The sequence below is a fragment of the Bifidobacterium bombi DSM 19703 genome (genome assembly GCF_000737845.1).
Lineage (GTDB): Bacteria > Actinomycetota > Actinomycetes > Actinomycetales > Bifidobacteriaceae > Bifidobacterium > Bifidobacterium bombi.
This window is the reverse complement of record NZ_ATLK01000001.1, coordinates 926,482-951,919: the sequence shown is the minus strand read 5'-3', so window position 1 is coordinate 951,919 and position 25,438 is coordinate 926,482. Positions and strand designations below refer to the sequence as shown.

Genomic DNA, 25,438 nt, shown 5'->3' with positions numbered 1-25,438 from the left:
TTTGCTTTGTCGGCAAAAATCATAAGGAGAATTCGATGAGCAAGTATCTTCTGCGACGTATCCTGCAGATGATCCCTGTGGTTCTCGGTACGACGCTGCTCGTGTATGCGCTCGTGTTCGCTTTGCCTGGCGACCCCGTCAAGGCGATGTTCGGAGACAAGCCCATCAACGACGCCGTGGCGGCTCAGATTCGCTCGGAGTACAACCTCGACAAACCTTTCATCGTTCAGTATCTGCTGTTCCTCAAAAACGCACTGACGCTGAACTTCGGTAACACCTTTGCCGGGCAGCCGGTGATTGCGGAAATCGCACGTGCGTTCCCCGTTACCATCAAGTTGGCCGTTATGGCGTTCTGCTTCGAGGCCATCTTCGGTGTCATCTTCGGCATCATCTCCGGTCTGAAAAAGGGCACATGGTATGATTCCGTCATCCTCATCGTCTCGCTCTTGCTGATTTCCGTGCCGACCTTCGTCACCGGTTTCGTAATGCAGTATTTCCTCGGAGTCAAATGGCGTATCCTTCCAGTGACTGCGGGCAGCAACCCCGGTTTCCTGGACCTGCTGATGCCCGCCATGGTGCTTGGCTCGGTGTCGATGGCATATATCATCCGGCTGTCGCGTTCCGAGGTATCTTCCAACATTGCGGAGGATTATGTTCGCACGGCCCGTGCGAAGGGTATGAGCAACCGTTCGGTGATTGTGCGTCATGTGCTGCGCAACTCTTTGATTCCCGTCGTCACTTACTTGGGTCAGGACCTGGGCGCGTTGATGGGCGGTGCGATGATTTCGGAGACCATCTTCAACATCCACGGCATCGGCTTCCTCACATATCAGAGCATCCTGAAAGGCGAAAGCAATCTGGTGGTGTCGATCGTTACGCTTTTGACGCTCATTTTCGTAGTCTGCAATCTGCTGGTCGATATGATCTACATGCTGCTCGATCCACGAATCCGGTACGCCTGAGGGAGAAAGAAACAATGACTGCATTTACTTCCGCTGATTCCAAGACCGCCTACGAAACGCTCCCGGGACAGGAACGGTTTGTGGCTCCGGTAGAGCAGACGCCGCTGCAGGATGTCGATTCGATTGACGAGTCCGCGCCCGCCACGAGTATGTGGGCCGACGCCTGGCGCACGCTGCGCAAGAACCCGCTGTTCGTGATCTCAGGCCTGCTGATCCTGTTCATCATCTTCGTAGCACTGTTTCCCCAGGTGTTCACCCATCAGGATCCCAATTACTGCACGTTGGAGAATTCGCTCGGTCCAAGTGCCAAAGGACATCCCTTCGGTTTTGATACGCAGGGTTGTGACGTGTTTACACGCACGGTCTATGGTACGCGCACATCCTTGTCCGTAGGAATCCTCACTACCATCCTAGTCATGATCATCGGCACGATTATCGGTGCACTCGCCGGGTTCTTCGGTGGATGGATCGATGCGATCCTCAGCCGAGGCACCGACATATTCATGGCGATTCCGCTGCTGCTTGGCGCCATTGTGGTGCTGCAGATGTTCCGTACCTCAAGCTCGATATGGAAGATCGTGCTGGTGCTCGCCCTCTTCGGCTGGACGCAGACCGCGCGTATAGCAAGGAGCGCTGTTCTTGAGACGAAGAACCTGGAGTTCAACACCGCGGCCACGTCGTTGGGTTCGACTCCGATTCGGAATCTCATGATGCATATCATGCCCAATTCCCTGGCTTCGATCATCGTGGTAACCACCACGTCGCTTGCCACATACATCGTTTCGGAGGCCACGCTGAGCTTCCTTGGCATCGGCCTGCCGAGTACCACCGTCAGCTGGGGCGGGGACATCTCCAACGCCCAGACGATGCTCCGAACCAACCCGTCGGTGCTGTTTTATCCGTCCGTTGCCTTGGCCATCACGTCACTTGCCTTCATCATGATGGGCGACGCGGTCAAGGATGCTCTTGATCCCAAGAGCCGTACATCCTGAGAGAGGAATCGTTTGATGAGTCGAGAGACAAACAATCAGGATAAAGTCGTTGCAATGCAGCGTGAGCAGGGTCCCATTCTCGAAGTCAAAGACTTGAAGGTGGATTTCACGACCGATGAGAAGCATGTGGTGCACGCGGTGCGTGACGCCTCCTTCAGCGTGTACCCAGGACAGTGGGTCGCCATCGTAGGTGAGTCCGGTTCGGGCAAGTCCACTTCCGCCATGGCCGTGCTCGGTCTGTTGCCTGGGACCGGCAAGGTCACCGGGGGGTCGATTAAGCTTGAAGGTGAGGAGATTTCCAGATACAGCCGCAAGCAGTATGAGGAGATCCTTGGCGAGAAGATGGGTTTGGTGCCCCAGGACCCGATGAGCAATCTCAACCCGGTCTGGCGCATCGGCACCCAGGTGGAAGAGGCCCTGAAGGCCAACCATATGGATGTCTCGCATGAGAAGCGCTCAAAGCTCGCCAAGGCGCTTGCCGGAGATGATGCCGTCAGCATCAAGAGCGAGGATGACGAGACCTTCATCGGCTCCAAGGAACTGCCGGAGTTGTTCAAGGCCGCGCAAAAGGCCCTCACTGACAGCGGTGTTACCAGTGAAGCGCTCGAGCGGCACATGGACTATTTCAAGAAGGATTGGGTTGCGGGGTCCGCGACCCGCTGGCTTGTGGCCGACGATCTTATCAAGGCCGGCGTTGATGATGATGAGGCTTGGTCCATAGCCAAGCGGTATGTGCTGGGTAGCACCATGAACGACCGAATCGCCGGCCTTTTGGATGAAGCGGGATTGCCTGACGCCGCCACCCGGGCGCGCCAGTTCCCGCATGAGTTTTCGGGAGGCATGCTTCAGCGTGCCTTGATCGCCATCGGCTTGGCATGCCGACCCGATCTGCTCATCGCGGACGAACCGACTTCGGCGCTTGACGTGACGGTGCAGAAGCGGATTCTCGACCATCTGCACAATCTGACTGATGAACTGGGCACTGCCGTGTTGTTCATCACACACGACCTCGGACTTGCTGCCGAGCGCGCCCAGCATATCGTCGTCATGTACAAAGGGCAGGTCGTGGAGTCCGGTCCTTCCCTTGAAGTGCTGCAGCATCCTCAGCACCCCTACACCAAACGGCTCGTGGCTGCGGCGCCGTCCCTTGCGTCCCAGCGCATCGTTTCCGCCAAGGAACACGGTCAGGACGCTTCGTCGTACATGGAACACGCGGTCAAAAGCGAAAGCACTCTGAAACAGGGCGAGCACATCATCACCGTCAGTCATCTGACCAAGGAATTCAAGCTGCCCCGTAAGCGGCAGATGTTCAAGGCCGTCGATGATGTGTCGTTCTCCATCAAGAGAGGGACGACGCTGGCCATTGTAGGTGAATCGGGTTCAGGCAAATCCACGGTGGCGAACATGGTCCTCAAGCTCCTGGAGCCGACGAGCGGTACCGTGACCTATGAGGGAAAGGACATCAAGGACTTCAAGGGTCGCTCGCTGCTTGATTTCAGACGTCATGTCCAACCGGTGTTTCAGAACCCCTATGGTTCGCTTGACCCCATGTTCTCGATTTATCGCTCCATAGAGGAGCCGTTGCGCATCCACAAGATCGGAGACAAGAAAAGCCGTCAGCAGCGAGTGAGCGAGTTGTTGGATCTTGTCAAGCTGCCGCAGTCCGTCATGCAACGGTACCCCAACGAGCTTTCCGGTGGTCAGCGCCAGCGCATCGCCATTGCAAGGGCCATGGCACTGAATCCGGATGTCATCGTCTGCGACGAGGCGGTCTCCGCGCTTGACGTGTTGGTACAGGACCAGGTTCTGCAGTTGCTCAACGATCTCCAGGCCGAGCGCGGACTGAGCTATCTCTTCATTACACACGATCTGGCGGTAGTTCGTCAGATCGCCGATGAGGTGGTCGTCATGCAGAAAGGCAAGCTGGTGGAGCACGCCACGACCGATGAGGTCTTTGATCATCCACAGAAGCAGTACACCCGCGATTTGCTCGACGCCATCCCAGGTGGTGACCTCAGGCTCGGCTTGGACTGAAGTTCCGCACGTCGCATATGTGGCTGTCCCGGATACTGCGGATGGCTGCTGTGCGGCGCACTTTGCTATTATTGGCAGTTCCGGTGATACTCTCTGACTATGAGCATTACGGTCACTACTTCAAATCTCAACGGTATTCGTGCAGCCAATCGCAAAGGTTTCCTTGATTGGGCCTACGTCAAGGCGCCGGATGTGTGGTGCATGCAGGAGGTGCGGGCCCCGCAGGAGGAGATCGATCCTGTCTTCGTACAGATCGGCCGACGCTACGAGAGTGCCGGCCGACTGGGCTCCGCTCAGGATCTGCAGACCACCAACGAGGTGTGTCGCATCAAAGGTCGTGCAGGAGTTGGCCTGCTCTCCACGTTCAAGGTTGAGGACCGTCGCTATGGTCTGCTGGATTTGGATGAGGACGTCGATTCCGGACGGTGGATCGAGAACGACATCACGACTCCGGGCGGCATGAGACTTACGGTCGCGAGTGTCTATGTACATGCGGGGAATACCGATGATCCCGAAAAAATGAACCAGAAATTCCGGTTCCTTGACAAGATGCTGGTGCGTATGGCGCAGCTGCGCGAAGAGGCGGCGGGGCAGGGCGAACACGGCCGTCAGGCTTTGTTGTGCGGTGACATGAACATCGCCCATACGCCTTTGGACATCAAGAACGCGAAGGCAAATGAAACGCACGCCGGCTTCCTGCCTGAGGAACGTGCCTATGTGGATCGATGGCTGGGCAGCGATGATGACGCCGCTGGTCTCGGCTTCGTCGATGTCATGAGAACTCTGGCGGGAGACGTACAGGGGCCTTACACATGGTGGAGTCAACGTGGCCGGGCTTTTGACAACAACGTCGGCTGGCGGATTGATTACCAGTTGGCGACGCCGGCTTTGGCGAACCGGGCCCGTGAATTCACCATCGACCGGGCTTCGAGCTACGACACTCGCTGGTCCGACCATGCGCCGCTGACGATTGTTTACGACATTTAGCCCGGTGTCTGCCGTTCGTCGCGCGTCGTCCGCAACAGGCCCGAACCCGTCGATGGCCATGCTTGCTGTATGGTCCTTTCGCGTCATAGTCGTTCGATGATGGTCTCCGTTTCGCATCCGTAGTTAATGTCGGCTTCGTGTCTCTCACACGATGCGTCGCGCTTTGCGCGATGGCTTGGGCAGATAGCGCCTCGGTGATATCCTGAACATGGGCTGAAACGTCATGTTACGACGAAGCACTGTCACTGACATAGCGACGAAATGAGGAACGATGGGATTGTTTGGCTTTGGTAAAAGTAAGCACAGCGGTGCACATGCCGGTGACGGCGAGAGCGAAGACGATGACTCGAAGATCGGTGCCGACGTGCAAACGGAGGATACCGGCGATTTATTTGATGAGCCCCTGCGCGATTTTGAGGGAGATGCCGGCATCGATGAGTCCGACGAAGCGGACGACGGGTTTGACGACGATGACGATGCCGAACCGTTGTATCCGAGCGAGCCCACCGAGGAGTATGAAGGACGAGGTGAAGACTGGGGCCCTTGGGACATCGATGATGAGGACACTCCGGACTACTCGGAATATCTTGATTTGGGCGCTTATTACCTGCCTTTCCTGCAAGGCATAGAGCTGCGCATCAAAGCCAATCGCGCCAATCAGGAGGTTCTGGGCTGTACCGTCACCTATGGTGCTTCGAGTCTTGAAATCGAGGCGCTTGCTGCACCCAAGACCCTCGGACTGTGGGATGATGTTCGCGCCGACCTGCTTACCTCGAACGACAGCGCCAAAGAAGTCCCGGGGGTCTTCGGCATGGAGCTGAGCCTTCCGGTGACCATCAAAGGCGGTAAGAAGTTGGTCACCCGCATCGTCGGCGTGGACGGGCCACGTTGGATGCTGCGCGGCATCTTCTCCGGTCCCGCGGCAAACAATCCGCATAGCGAAGAGGCTGAGGCGTTGAACAGGTTCTTTGCAGACATCGTGGTAGATCGCGGCACTGAGCCGCTCGCTCCGCGCGATCTGGTGCCCATGCATCCTCCGGTGACGCCGAACGAGCGTCGCAAGGCCGAGGAGGAGGCACGGGAAAACGGCAACGAGATTCCCAAGCGCATCGACGGCCCCTTCGTTGCTGACCAGGAGGTGAACGTGCAGACCACCATTTCTCGTGGGCCGATGTTCTCCGAGGTGCGTTGAGACCAGACGACCTATTGAAGGTTGTGCGCCGTCTCTTGCGGACGGCGCCATCGGACACGCTGGGATGCCTCGTGGTCTTGGTATGCGTGCAGGAGCGAACGACTGGAATGTGGTGGCGATGAACGGTTCACACAAGCTCGACAATCCCGAAATCGAAGGCGAGGGGCACTCCTTTGCCGGCGGTAAGCGCACCGGCTTCGCGGCCTTGGCTGCCGCAGGCGGAGGTGAGGATTTCTCGGTGATCGATGCCATAGGCGGACCCCGTGGTGTCGTCGAATCGATGTTGCCGGGTTTCGTGTTCGTCGTCCTGTTCGTGATCACGAACGATCTGCGCATGACTGTTATCGTCTCCGCGGTGATTGCGGTTCTGCAGGTGGTGGCGCGGCTCCTGCAGAGGCAGTCGGTGCTTGGTGCCCTCAGCGGTTTGGCGGCTGTGGCGATATGCCTGGTATGGGCATGGAAGAGCAATGAGGCTCGCAATTATTATGCGTTCGGTTTCATCACCAATATCCTCTACGCGGCGTTGCTGTCCGTTTCGTTGGCATGCAGGGTTCCCGGCGTTGGATTGATTGTGGAATTCATCAGGTCCGTGCCTACATCCCATCTGCGTCAGTGGCTGGCTCAATGGCGAGATGATGTCTTGTTGTACCGTGCATACCGCAATGTGACGCTGCTGTGGGTCGCGTTGTTTCTGGTGCGTCTGATCGTGCAGGTTCCGCTTTATTACACCAATCATGTCACCGCCTTGGGGACGGCCAGGTTGCTTATGGGCATTCCGTTCTGGGCTTTGGCGATCTGGGTGTCCTACCTGCTCATAGCCACCCCGATGCGGCACCACCCCAGGTTCGTTTCCCAGGCGCAGCCTCAAGACGGTGGCGATTGTGAACATGGCGATGACGACGATGCCTCCGTGTCGGATGGACCGCGCAGCTGAGTGTGGCAGCAGTTGAGGGGTGCTCCTATGTGCGCCTGCAACGGCCAGTGAACGACGTTCATCGTCGCCGCGAAGGCGCTGCGCACGTCAAGACGTTCGGCTGCTTGAGGAGTGCCTTCTCAGCGGGGCAGACGGCGGCAGATTTCCGCTTCGATTGGCATGCGATCGGTCCTTACAAGGAAACGGTTCCATTGGAAGGCGACCGACGGCTCGGTCGAGACCCTGACGAGAGCTCTCGCTAAAATAGGCATTTCATTGTCCGGTGTTGCGGCACCATGCCGCGAATGTTTTCTTAAGATACTTGAGTGTGTAGGTGGGGAGTCTGATGCAGGCGGAAGTTAGAGTAGAACGGTATGCGGACCAAGGGCGTTGCGTCGCCCATATCGACGGGCGCGTGGTGTTCGTGCGTTTCGCCTTGCCCGGCGAACGTGTGGTGGTCCAGCTGGATGAGCCCTATGACCGCGATGAGCGCTTTTGGACGGGTGAAGTGGTCCAGATTCTCGAAGCGAGCGATGATCGGGTTGAACCGGCTTGGCGGCTTGCCGGCCCTCTCAGCACCGGTGGTGGTGTCGGGGGAGCTGATTTGGTGCACGTTGCCTTACCAGGCCAGATTCGTTGGAAATCCGCAGTTATCACCGACCAGATGCGGCGCATGGGTCATGTGGACATCCCCGATGTAAGGGTGGCAAGGTTGGAGGAGGATGATGAGGAACGCGGTCTGCACTGGCGTACCCGGATCGAACTCGTGGCCGATGAGACCGGTCACGTCTCCATGCGGCGTCGGGCTTCGCATGAACATGTCCGCGTCTCCACCATGCCCCTCGCATCACGCGCCCTTCTTGCCGTAGCCGACCGTTTCGACCTGTGGAATCATGAATACGAACCTGGTTCGATCATCCGTGTGGCAGTGCCGGAACCTCGCGACGTCCATACCTCCAGAATGACGTACAAAGCGCTCGCCCAGGAGGTTGGCGGCAATTACGCCATCGAAGTCGATGGTCACGTCCGCAGCGGTGAAAAGCGGCTTAAGGAGGCGGTGGACGTCGATGGCAGACGCTATCCGTTCGGCGTTGATGCGGGCGGTTTCTGGCAGGTCCATCGTGCGGCGCCTGCTGCGTTGCTCAAGTATGTGATGCGCGAGGTGAGCGAAGCGCTTTCCGGCACACGGTCGGCCGTTATATGGGATCTGTTCTGCGGGTCGGGACTGTTCACGTTGCCGTTGGCGCAGACCTTCTCCCACTCCCATGTGTACGGCGTTGAAGGAAGCCGAACCGCCGTGCGTGGCGCCGAGCGCAATCTGCATGTGGTCAAGGCCGACAACGCCCAAGTGGTGCAGGGGGACGTAGCCCGCGTTTTGCGCAACGTACCCGACGATTTTTCAAAGCCGGACGTGGTGGTGTTGGACCCGCCGAGAGCGGGGGCCAAATCCGGAGTATGTCGCCAGATCGCAGATACAGGGGCTTCCACGGTGGTCTACATCGCCTGCGATTCCACGAGTCTTGCTCGTGACACCGCGACTTTGACATCACTTGGTTATTCGCTCAAGGCGATTCAGGGATTCGATATCTATCCGATGACCCATCATGTAGAGACGGTCGCCACGTTCGTGCGAGGTCGTGATTAACGTGCCCGGTACGCATCGATTCCTTGCTGCGTCGTTGGCGATGGTGGTCTGCTGCGCAGTGGCTCCGCTTATGGGAGGGTGCGTGCCTGCCGGTTCGGCTGTGGGCGATACGCGCACCGAATCGACGAACGTCACCCATGATGGCGTCGATAAGGCGGACATCACCGTAGGGGTTCTCAGCGCAGGTGACACGGTGCTTGATCGGCGTATCATCGGCGCTTGCCGCGATGAGGGACTTCGAGCGGTCTATGCTTCGGTCGGCTCCGATGAAAGTCCTGCCGACAGCGCTGGGGTCAATATGCAGGGGTTGACTTCGCGGGTAGTGAACGTGGTCGTGGTTCCGGGTCTGCAGGCATTTGGGCATGGAGGATCCTCGAAAGAGGCCGTATTATGGGAATCGGCGTTGGAAGACGCCCGCGAAGCCGGGATTCCGGTGGTGTTGGTGGATAATTCGGGGCATCCGCTGAAACGCACGCTTACGGCGGTCTCGTTGCATGTGGTGGAAGGGCCTTCCGATGCGGTTACGACGTTGGAGGATGCGCTGGCTTTGGTCATCAACGATAATCCACATCCGCGGTCCATGGAAGTCTCTTTAGGTACCAATGGGAAATGAACGCGGTACGATGATATGCGGCCGGTGATGAGGTCGATGTGAGGGTGCCGGCGGGGTTGGTCGGTGATGTGGTTTGCGCGGTCGTAAAAAGGGGATTTGAGGCATGAACGAACAGGCGCGCGGTGTGGAATCAACGGAAGTGTCCCTGAACGGTGATGACGGGGCTGAGCGGGATCGTCTTCCCGAAGTATCTGATTTCGGTCTCAATGCGGCTGAGATCATGGCCCGGAGGAGCGCCGGGCAGACGAATGAAGTGAAGACCCAGACCTCGCGATCGTTGTGGACGATCATCCGCGAGAACGTCTTTACGCTCTTCAACGTCATCATCCTCGTGGCTATGGTGATGGTGCTGCTTGCGGGGCAATGGAAGGACGCGGTGTTCGGCTTGGTCATCATCGTCAATGCCGGCATCGGGATCCTCACGGAACTCAAGGCCAAGCACACCCTTGATAAGCTTTCGATTCTTGTAAGGTCACAATCCCTGGTGCGCCGTGAAGGCCGGAACGTGCAGGTCGACCATGACGCCATCGTCTTGGATGATTTATTGTGGGTTCGTTCGGGTGAACAGGTGCCCGCCGACGGCACCGTAGTGCGCACATGGGGATTGGAACTCGACGAATCGATGTTGACGGGAGAGGCACGAACCGTCCGCAAGGCCGAAGGCGCCGAAATCTATTCGGGGTCGACAGCGGTTTCAGGTCTGGCGTTGGTGCGGGTCACCGCTGTCGGAGACCACGGCTACGCCGCCAAACTCACCGCTCAGGCAAAGGTGTACAAGAAAACCGTTTCTGATCTCAATCAGGGTATCAACACCATCCTCAAGGTCATGACCGTGCTGGTCGTTCCGCTATGCGTGCTGCTGATTCTGTCCCAGCTGCATGCGGTGGGTGGTTGGAGCAACGCCGTTGCGACGGGTGACTGGCGTGATGCCATAGTTTCCTCGGTCTCCGGTGTCGTCGGCATGATTCCCGAAGGTCTTGTCTTGCTTACTTCGTTGAATTTCGCGGTTGCTGCCATGCGTTTGGCACGTCATGACACGTTGGTACAGGAGATGGAATCGGTCGAGACGCTGGCCCGGGTGGATGCATTGAACCTTGATAAAACGGGGACGATCACCGATGGAGGCATCGTGTTCGACCGTCTGGAGATGTTAGCCGAGGGTCTCGCGGCGAACGATGACCACGGAATCCGAAGTGAAACTGCGCGGCGCGATGCCGTCTCCGAACGAGATGCGGCTCAGGCGCTGTTTGATTTGTCGAATGAGGAGAATCCGAACGGCACGGGGAAGGCCGTGCTTCAGGCGTTGACCGCACAGGGATACCACCCAAGTGCCGTGCGAGAACGAATAGGGTTTTCTTCGGCACGTAAGTGGAGTGCGATCGTTGCCCAAGATCGCAGTGTGTGGTATATGGGTGCGCCCGAGGTCATTCTTTCTGCCGTTGCGGCGGATGGTGCCGATGTCCTGAAGAAGGTGAACGAGTATGCCAACCAAGGTCATCGCGTCCTGCTTCTTGCAAGGGTGCCCGGTGTTGTTCCCGATGGTTTCGCTGATGAGCCGACGCTTTCGCTGGCGGCGGTTCCGGTGGCTTTGATGTTGTGCTCCGAACATATTCGCGACGATGCCGGGAAGACGCTGGCTTGGTTCCGTGATCAGGGCGTGCGTTGCAGAGTCATATCCGGTGATAATCCGGTGACGGTCGGCGCCATAGCGTCCAAGGTGGGGCTTACCGGCACCCGCAGGCCCGTGGTGATGGACGCCCGTGAACTGCCTCAGGACACCAAGGAGTTGGCGAAGGTTCTCGAGCATGTGGATGTGCTTGGCCGTGTGCTGCCTGAACAGAAGAAGGCGATTGTGCAGGCCCTGCATCTGGGTGGGCATGTGGTGGCGATGACCGGCGATGGGGTCAACGACGCTTTGGCGCTCAAGGAGGCCGATCTGGGCATCGCGATGGGAAATGCGGCTCCCGCGACCAAGGCGGTTGCCCAGGTGGTGCTGGTGGATTCCAGATTCTCGCATCTTCCCGACGTGGTGGCGCGCGGACGGCAGGTTATGGCCAATATGGAACGTGTGGCCAGCCTGTTTCTGGTGAAGACCGTTTATTCTGCGCTCATCTCTCTCGGAGTGGTGCTCACCTTCGTTCCGTTCCCGTATCTGCCCCGTCATATTACCTACATTGGTGCGCTTACCATCGGCATTCCGGCGTTCATCCTGGCGCTCGCCCCCAACACGCGCCGTTACGTTCCGGGCTTCCTTGGGCGGGTAGTGCGTTTTTCCCTGCCGGGCGGCATTGCAATCGCCTTGTCTGTGTTGCTGACGGAATGGGTCGTCCCTTCGGTATTGGGGCTGGACCTCAGGCAGCCGGAGCAGTTGAGCTCTATCCGTCGGTTGTGCGCCATCGTTGTCTTCACGTTGGGCATACTGGTTCTGGCGCGGGTCGCCCGCCCCCTCAATTCCTGGCGAGGTGGATTGGTGGCCCTCTTCGGGTTGGTCGGCGTTCTTGGCATGTTCATCCCTTTGGTCGAGCACTTCTTCGCACTGTCTCTGCCTACATCGGCGGAAGGGTGGCTGGTACTGGCCATCGTCCTGTTGTGCTCGGTTGTTATTTTCTTCGTTACCATGGCCGCGGAACGAGCGGTCAGTGCGATTGCAGCTGCGCGGCGCTCTCGCTGATTGTCTCGCACCTCGTCGGTCTTCGCTGGTTTTCCTCCGTCGCCGAATCATCTCGGCTCGTCGGACTGCTCTGCAGATTGTGTCTTCCAGCTTTCGTACATATGTGCCGTCCGCTTTGCGTGTGGGACGCTCGGCGGATGACGGTTCCGCCGGAGCTGCTTTGGATTGTCTGGGCCTTGATTTTGGTCTTGAGTTTTTTGACTTCGTGATATGCCTTGGTGGCCCGGACCTTGCGCTTCGGCAGGACGAAATGGAACGCCATGCGTCGAAGGATTCGATAGTTGTCGGTCAAGACGGATACGGGCATGAAAAAGGCCTGCCAACCATCGAAGAACGATGATGGATAGCAGGCCTTGGTTTTCGAGTCCGTTGTGCCTCTCGGCTCACATGATCCGGCATTTGCCTAGATCGTCGAGGAGACTCCGCCCTTTAGTTGTCGGAGCTTCCGAACAGCTGAAGGAGGTAGAGGAACATATTGACGAAGTCCAGGTAAAGGTTGAAGGCGCTTATGAGGGAGATCTTGTCCATAAGAGCCATGTCCCCCGTCGCCTGGACCTGTGCGAACAGCTGGCGCGTCTGTTGGGCGTCGTACATGGTCAAGCCCGCGAAAATCACCAGTCCGATGCCTGCGGTTACCATGAGGACGGTGTTTGAGGGGGCGACGAACATCAGGATGACCTCACCAATAAGGAGCACCAGCAACGCCGCAAAGAGAATCGGGCCGGCCTTGAGCATGTCCTTCTTCGTGGTCAGAGAGAGCATGGTGAGCACGAAGAAAAGAGCCATGCACATGAACAGCGCCACGCCGATGGTCAATGGGCTGTATGCGTAGAAAATCGATCCAAGTGTGAAGCCGGTCAGCGCCGCGTAACTATAGAACAACGCACGCGCTGTGGTGACGCTGATTTTCATGAGTTTGGCGCCCATATAGATGGCGATGCCGATTTGGATTACCGCGAGGGCTATCCAGCCGAATGAGCCGGTGGCCATGGTGAAGGCGGCGTACAGTCCCGAAGCGTCGCCCAGAAGCGCCACCGCCGCCGTGAGAAGCAGACCGAGCGTCATCTCTCCATAGGCCTTGGTTATGGACGTGTTGCGGGCCTTTTCGAATGAATAGCTCATTTGCCCGTCCACCGTCATCGTCGGTCCACCCTGATTGAACTGAGGCTGTCTGAAACCCTGTCCTTGCCGATATGCCTTCGGGTTCTGACCATCGGCATAGGGCTGCTGCTGTGGCTGGGCATACGGCTGACCGTATTGTTGCTGACCCATGTTCTGAGGTGTTCCGTATGGTGCCTGTTGGAACTGTTGCTGCGGATATTGCTGCTGGCTGAACTGTTGCTGGCCATTGGCGGGTGTGCCCCCGTTCATGGGCTCGTTACCGTAAGTCATATATGTATTGCTCCTTCACTGTGACAAATCGCCGCACAGGTTCTTCCACACTACTGAAGTGGTCGTTTGCTGACCCGTAAAGCGCTACAGGCAACAGTGTAGTGGATGACTCTGAGAAATACCAGGGAAAACGGTATGATGTGAACCGAAATCATCGAAGTGAACGGACGGGTGATCGCGCTTCATCATCTTGTCTGTGGATCGCAACGGCGGGATTGTGATGGCAGAAGATTTACATGATTCCACGCTGTCTCGCACGGCTTCGTTACCAGTATGGAACGCGTCGCGTCACATACGAATCGGATTGCGGCCCGCATCCACGTCGCCTTCGGGCGAGGGGGCGTCTCCCTCGCGTGGTGCACCGTTGATGTCGCGATGGATGTTCTGCATCTGCGTTTCGATGTTCTGCAGGCTACGGGCGCAATCAAGCAACGTCTGTGAATGCTCCGCGAGCCTGTCATCCGGTAGGTCGCTTTTGTAGCGAAGCGCATGCTCGAGGCTCGCCCAATAATCCATGGCGATTGTACGGAATTGCACCTCCACGGGTGTGTAGTGCTCGCCGTTCGACAGAAACACAGGCACTGCATAGATAACGTGCAAACTGCGGTAGCCGTTTTGCTTGGGGTTCTTGATGTAGTCTTTGACGCGCAGGACCTGGATGTCCGATTGGCTGGAAAGGTAGTTGGCCACAGAGTACACGTCGTCACGATAGTTGCAGATCACGCGGATGCCCGCGATGTCGAACAGATTGTCCTTGATGGCCGGAATGCTCAGCTCCAAGCCACGGCGTTTGAGCTTTCCCACGATCGAATTCACCGACTTGAGCCGCCGCTCCATATGGTGTATAGGGTCGTGCGCGAAGTGCACGTCGAACTCCGAATCCAGGATCTCAAGCTTGGTGCTGATCTCGTACATTGCGGCCTCATAGACCTGCATCATATCGATGAAGGGACCCACGTCGTTGACGTTGAACGGGGGCTTGGACGGGTCGCTGCCCTCCCAATCGCGCGCCTCCTGTTCAAGGCGTGTCTGGATCTCCGCCGTGTTGATATGTTCATGTCTGTCAAGTATCACGGTCAACAGCATAGACCCGTGGCATGTCAGCGTCGGCTTTGCCAAAAAGAATCATGGAACGCCACCGAAACGAGGGAAACGTTGCGCTCGCAGGCGCGTAGCCGCCGACATGCCCTTTCGACTCGGTGCCATGCCGGCGTCTTGGAGTCGAAGGCAGGCTGCACCTGTCTTGGAGTGGTCCGCATGGGGAGGATCATCGGTCGGTTTGGACTATCGTGCTGGTTCGTTAGGATGCTGGTATGAAGCAACGGTTTTCGGTGGCATCACTTGGCAGGCAGACGGTGGTGTCGATTGTGGGTCCCACGGCTTGCGGCAAGACCGGCCTGGGGGTAGCTCTGGCGCGTCTCCTGGCTCGCTCCGGAAACCCGGCGCAGATCGTGAACGCCGATGCCTATCAGATGTACCGCGGCATGGATGTCGGGACCGCCAAGGCCACGTGGGCCGAACGCCAGGCCGTGACACACCACCTCATCGACATCATCGACCCCGAGGAGACGATGACGGCTGCAAGGTTCCAGCTTCTGGCACGCCGTGAGATCGACCGGCTGGCATCGCTTGGCATACGTCCGATTCTAGTCGGGGGCTCGGGGCTTTATGCGCGTGCCGCGATTGACGACATAACCTTTCCGGGGACGGATGGCAGGATACGTGCCGAACTTGAACGTCGCGCCGAGGTCGAAGGAGCCGGGGCCCTCTTTGAAGAGCTGCTGCGTAAGGACCCTTTGGCGGCGGCGCACATGGACCCGCGCAACCAGCGTCGCACCATCAGGGCTTTGGAAGTCATCGCAATCACGGGGCATCCGTATTCGGCCACATTGCCTCGATATCGTTATGTCATGCCTGCTGTGCAGATTGGTCTGGACATGCCCCGTGAATCGCTCGACCGGCGTATCGATGAACGTACGAAGTCGATGCGCGACCATGGGTTTGTGGACGAGGTGCGTCGGATTCGCCCCCGTCTGGGACCGACTGCGTCGCGTGCGCTTGGATATGGTCAGATTTGTCGGTATCTCGATGGCGAGTGCACCGAAGAAGAGGCATTTGATGACATCGCCAGGAAAACGAAGCGTTTGGCGCGCAAGCAGATGGGCTGGTTCGGCAGGGATCCGAGGATCCATTGGCTGGATGCGTTGAGTCCCGATCTTGTCGAGCAGACCGCTGACATCGTCCTGCGGGCCGATGCCGGCGATTTCCTTGAGGCTGAAGGGCCCGACGGTGCGTGCGAGGCCGCGCCGCATACGGGAGAGGCTGCGAGTCGCGTCGGTGGTGGCCGTTCCGCAGATGATGGGCCGGGATATGTGGTCCATCATCTGGGTGACATCGGCGGCCAATGAGCCGGATCGTCGGTGCATGGAATCGTCAGTGGGTGGGTTGGTTTCGAGGTGGGTGGGGCATGCATTAGAATCGCCTATGATATGGCACGTAAGGCATCTTCACATCCAAGGAAAACCACGGGCTCCCGCACCAGTGCGAGGAGCTCTTCAGACGACGGCCAGACGACAAAGGTCCTGCCTGAGGAAGAGCCGTGGTGGAAGCGGATTCTACTTGCGGTCCCAAGGGGTTTGGGCTACGTGGTTCGCACATTGTTCGGCGTGGGTGAGTATGATGCCGATTCGCGCAATGACGGCTGGTGCTTCATCCTGTTGATTCTGGCCGTTCTGTTCTGCGCTTCCGAGTGGTTCCGTGTCGACGGATTTCTAGGCAAATGGCTTCACGCTTTCGCCTCCAGCGTCTTCGGGGTGATGAGCCTGGTGCTCCCCGCCTTGCTCGTGGTGCTCATCGCTCAGCTGTACCGCAACTCGGGTAGGAACTCAGGCAATGTGCGCGTGATTTTTGGGTCCCTGCTGTTGCTGTGGTCCATATGCTCCATTCTGGACGTTCTCATGGCTTCATCCGAACGTCGGTTCGATCTGGCTGCTGTACAGGATGCAGGTGGTCTGCTCGGCTTCGCATTGGGTTCTCCGTTGGCTTGGGGGCTTTCAAAGGGATTCGCCGTCGTGATTTTCGTGGTGGTGGCGTTGTTTGCCGTGCTCATGCTCATAGCGAACCTGCATGTACAGGATGTCGTGGATTGGTTTGGCGAGCGCTTCGGCAAACGAACCACGAGTTCTGACGGCGAGCCGGACACGGATGCTCCGGACGATGGCCGACATGTCGCCGATGCCACGGAAAGCGGTTCCCCACTTGAATTCGCCGCAGGCGTCCCCGCGCATGACGGTTTGCAGGGCACTGTCGTTTCTTCAGGTGTCGGCGGCACGCGCGGCGCTGAAGAAACCGCAGTGGTGCCGGACGCGGCGAACACGGCGAGGAAGGGCATATTCAGCAGACTGCGCGCGATGTTCTCAAGGACGAGCAAAGAAGGGTCCGATGTCTCCCTTGACTCGTATGAACTCGACACGCCGTTCGACCAGGCTGCCGATGTCGCCGGGAACAGAAGGGCTTCCGACGGACGCTCCGATGCATACTTCGATGCTGGTGAAGGTGGTGTTTCGGCGTCTTCCGGACAGACCATGCTCGTCGACGCGCTTACCGGTGCCATCGATCAGGTCGCTCCAGGCTCGCAAGTTCCTGAGCATGTAGAAAGATCCGGATCAAACGGCGCTCAGCCCGTCCGCGATCGTGCCAGTGCGGCGCCGGTCTTCGGCGGCGAGCTTGGCGTCGACCCCTGGTCGACCATCAGGGATGACGGATCGCTGGATTCCGATGCGATTTCCGGCCCTGCGTCAGGTGCGCAGCAGGAGAGCGTGAATCCTTCGGCCTCCGTCGGTTCGCAGCAGGCTTCGAGTTCCGACGCGTCGGAACTCGAGACGGAGCAGCCGCCGTATCAGTTACCTCCCCTTGAACTGCTGGTTCGCGGCAAGCCTCACGCGGCCCGCACCCAGGCCAATGACAACGTCATACGCTCATTGACATCCACATTCGCGCAGTTCCAGGTCGATGCCAAAGTCGTCGGCTTTCTGCGTGGTCCTTCGGTCACGCAGTATGAGGTGGAGCTCGGCCCTGGCGTCAAAGTGGAGAAGATAACCAATCTTCAACGTAACATCGCATATGCGGTGGCCAGCTCCGATGTACGTATTCTTTCGCCCATTCCGGGCAAGTCCGCCATCGGCATCGAAATACCGAACGTGGATCGTGAGATAGTGCATCTGGGGGACGTGCTGCGCAGCGATAAGGCGCAGAACGACGGCAATCCCATGCTTGCCGGTGTCGGCAAGGACGTGGAAGGCCATTTCGTGACCGCCGATCTGACCAAGATGCCCCACCTCCTCGTCGCGGGTGCCACGGGCAGCGGCAAATCGAGTTTCATCAACTCCATGCTGGTCTCGATCATCATGAGGGCCACTCCGGATCAGGTACGTCTGATCATGGTGGATCCCAAGCGCGTCGAACTATCCGCCTATGCCGGCATTCCCCACTTGCTGACTCCGATCATCACCGATCCCAAAAAGGCCGCACAGGCGTTGGAATGGGTGGTCAAGGAGATGGACGCCCGTTATGACGACCTGCAATATTTCGGATTTCGTCATATCAAGGATTTCAACAAGGCGGTCCGTGCGGGCAAAGTCCACGCACCGGCGGGTTCCAAGCGTAAGGTGGCCCCGTACCCGTATATCTTGGTCGTTGTGGATGAGATGGCGGACCTCATGATGCTGGCGAAGAACGACGTGGAGAGTTCCATCCAGCGCATCACGCAGTTGGCGCGCGCCGCCGGCGTGCATCTAGTGCTCGCCACCCAGCGTCCCTCGGTCGATGTCATCACCGGCCTCATCAAGGCGAACATCCCTTCACGTCTCGCTTTCGCCACATCATCCGCCACGGACTCCCGTGTCATCCTCGATACCACGGGCGCAGAGACATTGATCGGGCAGGGCGACGCGCTCTTCCTGCCGATGGGGTCGGCCAAACCAGTACGTGTACAGGGATCCTGGGTCGGTGAATCGGAGATACGCAAGGCCGTCGAGTTTGCTCGCCAACAGCGAAAGCCCAAATATCGTGAGGACATCGAGGAGATGGCGAAGAAGGCGGAGGAGCAGGAGGCCCATCCAGACGAGGAGATCGGCGATGACATGGATACGCTGCTTCAGGCCGCCGAATTGGTCATCTCCTCGCAATTCGGGTCGACATCGATGCTGCAGCGCAAGCTGCGCATCGGTTTCGCCAAAGCGGGGCGCATGATGGATTTGCTGGAATCCCGCGGCATCGTCGGTCCATCCGAAGGTTCCAAAGCCCGCGAAGTGCTGGTCAGGCCCGAGGACCTGAACCAGGCGCTGGACTTCATCCGTGGCAAGTCGGGTTCCTCGCTCTCCGGCCGTCCGGAGTGAACGATCTCCAGAGAGTGTCAGTGCAGGGAGCGTTTTTGTGGCTTGCGTTTGTCCAGGCGACGCCGTTCTGCGAATCGTCTGGTTCGATTTGAGGGCGTTTGGGAGGGACGGTGTGCGCTTCGTTCCGCGTGATACGTCATGGGTACGTGCGTCGAGGATCATCGGCCGTTTCGCTTTCGCAGGCCGTCCCGTCGGCAGATGGTGGCAGTACCACGCCAGATGCCCAGGTATTGCAGTCGCGATAGAGTAAAGTACATGAAACAACAAGATGAACGTCATTCCCTGTTGAAGGGTTGGAACAGTCCGCCGAACTTGGTCACGTACACGCGGATTCTCTTGGTCTTGGTCTTCGTGGGGCTTGACTTATCCGCCGGTAAATGGGGTGGTGGCAGTGTTTCCAGACGTTTCTGGGCTGCGGTGCTGTTCATCGTCGCCGCATCCACCGATAAGTTGGATGGTTGGATGGCGCGCAAATACAACCAGATTACCGAGCTTGGCAAGCTTATGGACCCCATCGCCGATAAGCTGCTCATCTGTTCCACGTTGGTGGTTGCCTCGGTGTTTCATGAGCTCAGTTGGTGGGTCACGGCACTGTTTCTTGTGCGAGAGATCGGCATTACGCTGATGCGCTTCTTCGTCATCGATGCCGGCGGTACAGTTATTGCTGCGTCCAAGGCCGGCAAGTACAAGACCTTTGCGGAGTGCATCGGCCTCGGTATGCTTCTGATGCCCATGTGGGCCCTGGCGCCGGGTCGCCCGCTGCCCGGTATTCTGCCCCATTTGGGTGCCGGTGCTCCTTTGTGGTGGTCGACGTACTATTGGGCCACCTACGTCGTCATCGGCCTGGCGCTGGTGCTGTGTCTGTACTCTGGCTGCACCTATGTGTATGCCGTCGCGACATCCCGCGGGAGTGCCCGGGATTAGGAAGGCCGATAGGAGAACTATGGACACGTCAGCTGCGCATGAACGCCCCTCATTGATGGGAGACGAGGGCGATTTTGGTCCTCATTTCGCTCCGGATCAGGAGAGGCGTGACCGCATGGCCGCTTCGATTCTGCGTTGGGCAGGCGAACACGACTTGAAGATCGCCGTCGCGGAGTCGCTGACTGCAGGACTGCTTGCTGATGCTTTTGTGCGTATTCCTGGAGCTTCCAGCGTGTTTCTCGGTTCGGCCGTCACCTATGACATTCGTGCCAAGGCCTCCATATTATCGGTCGATGCGGGTCTGCTTTCGCGCTCAGGCGCCGTCCATCCGCAGGTGGCTTCGCAGATGGCGTGTGGCGCCGCGCGACTTTATGACCAACGCGAATATGGCGGACGGATCATCGGATTGTCCACCACAGGAGTCGCCGGTCCTGGGCCGGACGGGGGGAAGCCTGCCGGCCTTGTCTATGTCGGTGTGGCGTTGCCCGGTGCCGTTTTCGGCAAATTGGTGGCGAATCTGCCCGGGAACGGCTGGTCTGTGCCGGAGGATCCGAATGACGGTGCCGGATCTTCGTGGGCCTATGACGCCGTGCCGGCCGATGGCACCGATGGACTTGGCTGGGTTGGAAAGGATATTGAATTGCACCTGTCGGGAACCCGCGAAGCAGTGCGCAGGCTTACGGTCCAGGCTGCTCTGCAAACAGTGATGAGCCTCACATCACTGGAAATGGAATAAATTCCGGATGTTTGCTATTGACTTAGGTGAATAGGGAAACGGAAATGAGGATTTGGGGTGGTAGATATGGAAGCTATGATGACACGCACACAAGAGCAATCTGAGGCGCGGATTCGCCAGCAGAAGCAGATGGATTTGATTGCCTCCCTGCCTCGGCAGAATGCCGCCAGAACGTCGGAATTGACCCCTGCGCAACGCAAGGCGGTCATGTTCGCGCAACAGCAGGTGATCAAGGCGCGCGAGGCAAAGAAAGCGAAGGATATGCGCCAGGCCGCTTTGAACAGGATGTGGGAACAGGAAGACGTCGAAAAGCCGCGACAACGGACTTCGTCTAACGTGCGTCAGGATGATGACGGTGAGGTTCGTAACATCTCCTTGCGCGGTGCAATCGGCCATGTGCTGCGTGATCTGCGTACCAGCAGCCACAAGACCTTGCGCGAAGTCAGTGAGAAGGCCGGGGTTTCGCTCGGCTACCTTTCGGAGGTCGAACGCGGACAGAAGGAAGCGAGTTCGGAGTTGCTTGCGTCTATTTCCGAGTCGCTCGGGTTGAGCACTGCGCAGATGCTGCGTCTGGTGGCGGATTACTTGGATTCCGTCGAGGCTTAGTTTCTTAAGCTGTGAGAGTTCGATGCGGCCTGTCTTTCGAGGTGGGTCGCATGGTTCGGTTGTCGGACCCGCCGCTCCGGAGAAGGGCGGCGGGTCCGTTGTATTCGGAAAGGTGAAATGACTGAACGGGATTTCTGGGAGCTGGTCGAGGAGGTTCTTGGCCGTACATATGGCAGGAGCATGGCTTGTGATGTGGCTCTGCCGGAGCTTGACGACATGAGCTCGGTGGAGGCGTTGGCTGCCGGTGAAGAGCCCCGAGTGGTATGGAATCTGTTATGTGACCATCTGCAGATTCCCGATTCCCGGCGTTGGGGCAGAGATCACGTCGCTCCGCCGATGCCGGCGAAGTGACCGAGCACGTCGTTGGCTGGATAATGCGCCACGCCGAGCATTCGAACAAATGTTCGCATCGGGTTCTATCATGTTCATGTTGGCAATGCCATCGCAATGCGGGTCATGGTCATCAAGTCCTTGTTTCCGCGGTGTGTCGGGATGTTGGACGTTCGACCACAAAGCTTTGTAGTAGTTGTGCCATCGTGGTGCGGAGCCATAGGGTGAAGATACAGACAAAGCGTAGCTAAGGAGAGATATGGCACAGGCAAAGACCTCGAAAGGGCCGGTACAGAATTTGAAAACAGGCAATGAAGTGCCTGGAACCGTGGATCCTCGTCGTCAGGCAGCGCTTGATACTGCCCTCAAGCAGGTGGAAAAAAATTTCGGTAAGGGCTCCGCGATGCGCCTTGGTGACAAGCCGGTGCAGGATGTGGAAGTCATTCCGACCGGTTCGCTGGCGTTGGATTTAGCGTTGGGTATCGGTGGCCTGCCCAGGGGGAGAATCGTCGAGATTTTCGGTCCCGAATCCTCCGGTAAGACCACTCTTGCGTTGCATGCTGTGGCTGAGGCGCAACGCAGCGGTGGTGTTGCCGCTTACATAGATGCCGAGCATGCGCTTGATCCGGTATATGCCAAAAAGCTTGGTGTAGATACGGATTCACTTATCATTTCTCAGCCCGATAACGGAGAACAGGCTTTGGAAATCGCCGATATGCTGGTGCGATCGGGAGCTCTTGACATCATTGTCATCGATTCGGTGGCGGCCTTGGTGCCGAAAGCAGAGATTGAGGGTGACATGGGCGACAGTCATGTTGGTCTGCAGGCTCGACTTATGAGCCAGGCGCTTCGCAAGATGACAGGAGCGTTGGCTCAATCAGGAACGACGGCCATCTTCATCAACCAGTTGCGTGAGAAAATTGGTGTGTTTTTCGGCAACCCGGAGACGACGACGGGTGGTAAGGCGTTGAAGTTCTATGCTTCCGTACGTCTGGATATCCGTAAGATTCAGACCATCAAAAACGGTGAGGAAGCTGTTGGGAACCGTACGAAGGTCAAAGTCGTGAAAAATAAAATGGCCCCACCGTTCAAATTTGCTGAATTTGACATTTTGTATGGAGAGGGCATCTCAAAAGAGGGGTCTATCCTCGATATGGCCTTGCAATGCGATGTTGTGAAAAAGTCGGGTTCCTGGTTTACTTATGAGGGTGATCAGCTTGGTCAGGGCCGGGAAAACGTACGCGCGTTTCTCAAAGACAACCCTGCCATCAGTGAGGAGATCGAGCACAAGGTCAAAGTCGCGTTCGGAGTCGAGTCAGATGGGTCCAAGCTCGCCGAGGGTCCTGAAGGACAGGATGGCTCTGAATCGGACGGATCTGGCCATGCTCCCGGTGAAGGGGTGGAAGGCCGATCTGACGAATCATGATTGATGCGGAGTCGTTCCTTCAAAAGCGTGGCATACGAAAAAAGGTTTGCTCCCAGGGCCGCGACGCTGATGGTGATTCCTGCGCCACCACGGTGTCCGGACGCTTCGTGGAGTCGAAGAGCTGCGGAGGCAGCGCAGATCGCGCGGATTCGAGATGTTGGTCTCGCGTAACGGGTTCTGCGCACAGCGATCCGGAGGGTGGGTTCCCTCAAACGTCTGCCGAAGCTGGGGAAACGTGCCGCGCTTCGAGCGATTCGCTTCGCTCTGATCGTGCCAGCTGTATCGATGACGCTGTTGAGGTTTCGTTCGGCGGTGGTCGCGGATGTGGCGGAAGGTCAGGACGTTTACGAAATCTCGCTCCGACCCATGCCGTGCCTGTCACGAGTGCGTTTACCAGCGGTTTTGGAGCAAGCCCTCACGATGAGGTCACGGATTCCCAGGATGATTCGGGCTCGTGGCGCAAACCGGCGCGGCACCGCTCCGGAGGTGGGCGGAGGAGCCGTGGCTCCTATAGGAAGCGGGGATATCGTTCGGGTGCCCCGATGGTTCGCGTTCCTGATGATCCCGATGATTATGAGTCTTGTCGTGAGGCGGCACTGAGTCTGCTTGATTCCGCGGCGAGATCATCGGGCGGCATAAGGAAACGGCTGATTTCAAAAGGCTATGGTGAGGAGGTCTCGAGCGAGGTCGTGGACCGGCTGGTTCAGCTTCACTTGATTGATGATGAGGCATACGCGCAATCGGTGGTGCGTTCGTGCCTTGCGCGGCAGTTTGGGTCTCGTGGGGTGTTTCAGGAACTTCGTCGTAAGGACGTGGACAGCGATCTGGCGAGTGCCCAAGTGCGTCTTGCTGAGGAGCAGGGAGCATTTGAGGATGCGGCTTGGGAGCTTGGATGTAAAGTGGCTGCCAAAACGCAAGGACTCGACATGGAAGTACGCAGGCGCCGATTCTGGGGTGCAGGGGGCAGAAAAGGACATGATTCTGAAACCTTGAGTAGAGTAGCCCAGGAATTGTTTGTAAAGTGAAGCCTTTTTTCGATGACTGTCGATGGTGATGTTGCAGTTACAGCCGTGTTTTTTTACGACGATGTGGTCCGAGGGAAGTCAGCAGAATCCATTGGGTCCGCAATACAGCTCATGCGGTTCGGTTGTTTTCGTTTACAAAGACTCCCGAGGACGCGGTCATTATGCTTGGCCGGCGAGTACGGCAGGCTCTTAAAAATAGGAATGCTTGCGGAACGGCTGACATGTGAGGAACAACAGTAGTCGTAGCGGCTGTTGTGATGATTGTGCTTGTTTGGCTGAGTGTCAAACAAGGATTCTTGATAAGGATTGAGGGGAAATCAAAGAGGGAAAGTGCAGGTGAAGCTCGGTTCTGATATCATACTGAATATGTGTAAAACCAATGACGCCACAAGCGTTGTTCCGACTTCGTGGCAGTCTGGCGAGATAGCCGCAAAACCGATGACGCCCTTGCCTCATGCGATAGGTGAGAACATAGGTTCCCCTGCCGTACCCTCACGCTCGGGCGTGGATACGCAGTCACTTTCAGTATCGGCGGATTCATTTATATCGACGGCATCCGCAGAGAAGTTGTCGTCTTCTGAGCCCCAAGCCGCCTTGTCTTCAGTGTCTGAAACACCGCAGAGTGTGCATCCGCAGTCCGCGATATTCGCGAATAATGCCGATGCTTCGACTTTGGCTATGTTGCGTAACGATTCCATGACCGAGCCGACAATCGCCCCGGTGACGGAAGGAGGCCGAAGCTCGGACATATCGAAAAGCGATGCGTCGAGCAGGACCGTTCACAGTCCGTCATGGCGCGATGGACATGTTCGAAGCCTAATTCCGGGAGTCGGTTTGAGCACGTTTGCCATCAAGATGATCGGTCTGGTGCTCATGGTCGTGGACCATGTGCACCAGATGTTCAGTGCCTTCGGAGCGCCGGCATGGTTGGATTGGTTTGGCAGGCCCGTGGCGACGCTTTTCTTCTTCGTCAGTGTCATTGGTTTTTCCCACACCCGCAGCAAACGCACCTATGTATGGAGACTGTATGCCTGCATGGTGCTTATGGCCTTGCTTACGAACGTTGTGCAGATTGTGATACCGACCGACAACGTCCAGCTGACCAATAACATCTTCCGTGACCTGTTCATAGGTACGCTGTTCATGACCGGTCTAGATCAGTTCGAAGCCGCCGCCCACGGCGAGCGAACCAAACATATTCTTTTCGGTGTGTTCCTGTTCGTCCTTCCCTTCATTCTTTCGGTCATCCCTATAGTTTTGAGCGATCAGGTGGCCTCCGGCTCCATGCCTGGCCTGGTACTGGCGGCCATCATGGCATTCACTCCTTGCATCCTGCTTGCCGAAAACACGCTTATGGTGCTGATCGTGCCTTTCATGTACCTGTTTAGGAACAACAGGTGGTTGCAGTGCGCCGCCATAGCTGCGTGCGCCGTGGTCTATGCAGTCAAAGGCATGACGCAGTGGATGATGATCTTCGCTGTTATTCCCATCCTGCTGTATGACGGACGCAAAGGCCGTGGCGATAAGTACTTTTTCTACGTTTTTTACCCTGCACATATAGTGATTCTGTACCTCGTATCCGCCGCTTTGTGAC

At 57.7% G+C, this 25,438-nt stretch carries 21 protein-coding genes; 19 read left to right on the top strand and 2 right to left on the bottom strand.

What is annotated here, in order from left to right; all coding sequences use genetic code 11:
- Positions 1-35: 35 nt before the first annotated feature.
- From BBOMB_RS03585 to BBOMB_RS08280, 10 genes are all read left to right on the top strand, one after another.
- Positions 36-962: an ABC transporter permease gene (locus tag BBOMB_RS03585; protein WP_044087138.1), complete on the top strand. Its 927-nt coding sequence runs from the start codon at positions 36-38 to the stop codon at positions 960-962.
- Positions 963-976: 14 nt separating this feature from the next.
- Positions 977-1,954, top strand: a complete 978-nt coding sequence (locus BBOMB_RS03580; protein ID WP_044087139.1) for an ABC transporter permease — start codon at positions 977-979, stop codon at positions 1,952-1,954.
- A gap of 15 nt (positions 1,955-1,969) precedes the next feature.
- Positions 1,970-3,988, top strand: a complete 2,019-nt coding sequence (locus tag BBOMB_RS03575) for a dipeptide ABC transporter ATP-binding protein (RefSeq protein WP_044087140.1) — start codon at positions 1,970-1,972, stop codon at positions 3,986-3,988.
- A gap of 99 nt (positions 3,989-4,087) precedes the next feature.
- Positions 4,088-4,975 carry an exodeoxyribonuclease III gene (locus BBOMB_RS03570; protein ID WP_044087141.1) on the top strand — a complete coding sequence of 296 codons (888 nt, stop codon included), beginning with the start codon at positions 4,088-4,090 and terminating at the stop codon, positions 4,973-4,975.
- Between the two features lie 271 nt (positions 4,976-5,246).
- A complete protein-coding gene (locus tag BBOMB_RS03565) occupies positions 5,247-6,167 on the top strand; it encodes a DUF3710 domain-containing protein (protein ID WP_052377419.1) in 921 nt (306 codons plus the stop codon).
- A gap of 118 nt (positions 6,168-6,285) precedes the next feature.
- The gene (locus BBOMB_RS03560; RefSeq protein ID WP_081867386.1) at positions 6,286-7,101 is read left to right on the top strand and encodes a DUF3159 domain-containing protein; all 816 of its coding nucleotides are present in this window, start codon (positions 6,286-6,288) and stop codon (positions 7,099-7,101) included.
- A gap of 325 nt (positions 7,102-7,426) precedes the next feature.
- Positions 7,427-8,725 (top strand): class I SAM-dependent RNA methyltransferase, encoded by a 1,299-nt coding sequence (locus BBOMB_RS03555; RefSeq protein ID WP_044087143.1) that lies wholly within the window; start codon positions 7,427-7,429, stop codon positions 8,723-8,725.
- Position 8,726: 1 nt separating this feature from the next.
- The gene (locus BBOMB_RS07545) at positions 8,727-9,338 is read left to right on the top strand and encodes a hypothetical protein (protein WP_152570121.1); all 612 of its coding nucleotides are present in this window, start codon (positions 8,727-8,729) and stop codon (positions 9,336-9,338) included.
- Between the two features lie 103 nt (positions 9,339-9,441).
- A complete protein-coding gene (locus tag BBOMB_RS03545; protein WP_081867269.1) occupies positions 9,442-12,009 on the top strand; it encodes an HAD-IC family P-type ATPase in 2,568 nt (855 codons plus the stop codon).
- A gap of 79 nt (positions 12,010-12,088) precedes the next feature.
- A complete protein-coding gene (locus BBOMB_RS08280; protein WP_238549876.1) occupies positions 12,089-12,349 on the top strand; it encodes a hypothetical protein in 261 nt (86 codons plus the stop codon).
- 89 nt (positions 12,350-12,438) lie between these two features.
- Here the strand turns inward: BBOMB_RS08280 and BBOMB_RS03535 are convergent, their stop codons facing one another.
- Together BBOMB_RS03535 and BBOMB_RS03530 are read right to left on the bottom strand one after the other, a co-directional pair.
- A complete protein-coding gene (locus tag BBOMB_RS03535) occupies positions 12,439-13,401 on the bottom strand; it encodes a Bax inhibitor-1/YccA family protein (protein WP_044087145.1) in 963 nt (320 codons plus the stop codon).
- Positions 13,402-13,689: 288 nt separating this feature from the next.
- Entirely contained in the window at positions 13,690-14,484 is a 795-nt protein-coding gene (locus BBOMB_RS03530) for a GTP pyrophosphokinase (RefSeq protein ID WP_414133068.1), read from the bottom strand.
- Between the two features lie 230 nt (positions 14,485-14,714).
- Here BBOMB_RS03530 and miaA point away from each other — a divergent pair, with 230 nt between their 5' ends.
- The 9 genes from miaA (at position 14,715) to BBOMB_RS03480 (ending at position 25,437) form a co-directional block, all read left to right on the top strand.
- Entirely contained in the window at positions 14,715-15,809 is a 1,095-nt protein-coding gene (miaA, locus tag BBOMB_RS03525; RefSeq protein WP_081867268.1) for a tRNA (adenosine(37)-N6)-dimethylallyltransferase MiaA, read from the top strand.
- Between the two features lie 81 nt (positions 15,810-15,890).
- Positions 15,891-18,797 carry a DNA translocase FtsK gene (locus tag BBOMB_RS03520; RefSeq protein WP_044087343.1) on the top strand — a complete coding sequence of 969 codons (2,907 nt, stop codon included), beginning with the start codon at positions 15,891-15,893 and terminating at the stop codon, positions 18,795-18,797.
- Positions 18,798-19,052: 255 nt separating this feature from the next.
- Positions 19,053-19,721: a CDP-diacylglycerol--glycerol-3-phosphate 3-phosphatidyltransferase gene (gene pgsA, locus BBOMB_RS03515; RefSeq protein ID WP_044087148.1), complete on the top strand. Its 669-nt coding sequence runs from the start codon at positions 19,053-19,055 to the stop codon at positions 19,719-19,721.
- 55 nt (positions 19,722-19,776) lie between these two features.
- Positions 19,777-20,457, top strand: a complete 681-nt coding sequence (locus tag BBOMB_RS03510) for a CinA family protein (RefSeq protein ID WP_044087344.1) — start codon at positions 19,777-19,779, stop codon at positions 20,455-20,457.
- Between the two features lie 129 nt (positions 20,458-20,586).
- Positions 20,587-21,063 carry a helix-turn-helix domain-containing protein gene (locus BBOMB_RS03505; protein WP_238549919.1) on the top strand — a complete coding sequence of 159 codons (477 nt, stop codon included), beginning with the start codon at positions 20,587-20,589 and terminating at the stop codon, positions 21,061-21,063.
- 117 nt (positions 21,064-21,180) lie between these two features.
- Complete coding sequence (locus BBOMB_RS03500) at positions 21,181-21,414, top strand: DUF3046 domain-containing protein (RefSeq protein WP_044087150.1); 234 nt, start codon at positions 21,181-21,183, stop codon at positions 21,412-21,414.
- A 238-nt stretch (positions 21,415-21,652) separates the two neighbouring features.
- The gene (recA, locus tag BBOMB_RS03495) at positions 21,653-22,819 is read left to right on the top strand and encodes a recombinase RecA (RefSeq protein ID WP_044087152.1); all 1,167 of its coding nucleotides are present in this window, start codon (positions 21,653-21,655) and stop codon (positions 22,817-22,819) included.
- Positions 22,816-23,844, top strand: a complete 1,029-nt coding sequence (locus tag BBOMB_RS08275) for a regulatory protein RecX (RefSeq protein ID WP_238549875.1) — start codon at positions 22,816-22,818, stop codon at positions 23,842-23,844. Before recA ends, BBOMB_RS08275 begins: the two co-directional genes overlap by 4 nt.
- A gap of 330 nt (positions 23,845-24,174) precedes the next feature.
- Entirely contained in the window at positions 24,175-25,437 is a 1,263-nt protein-coding gene (locus tag BBOMB_RS03480) for a TraX family protein (RefSeq protein WP_238549874.1), read from the top strand.
- The last annotated feature ends 1 nt before the right edge of the window (position 25,438 follow it).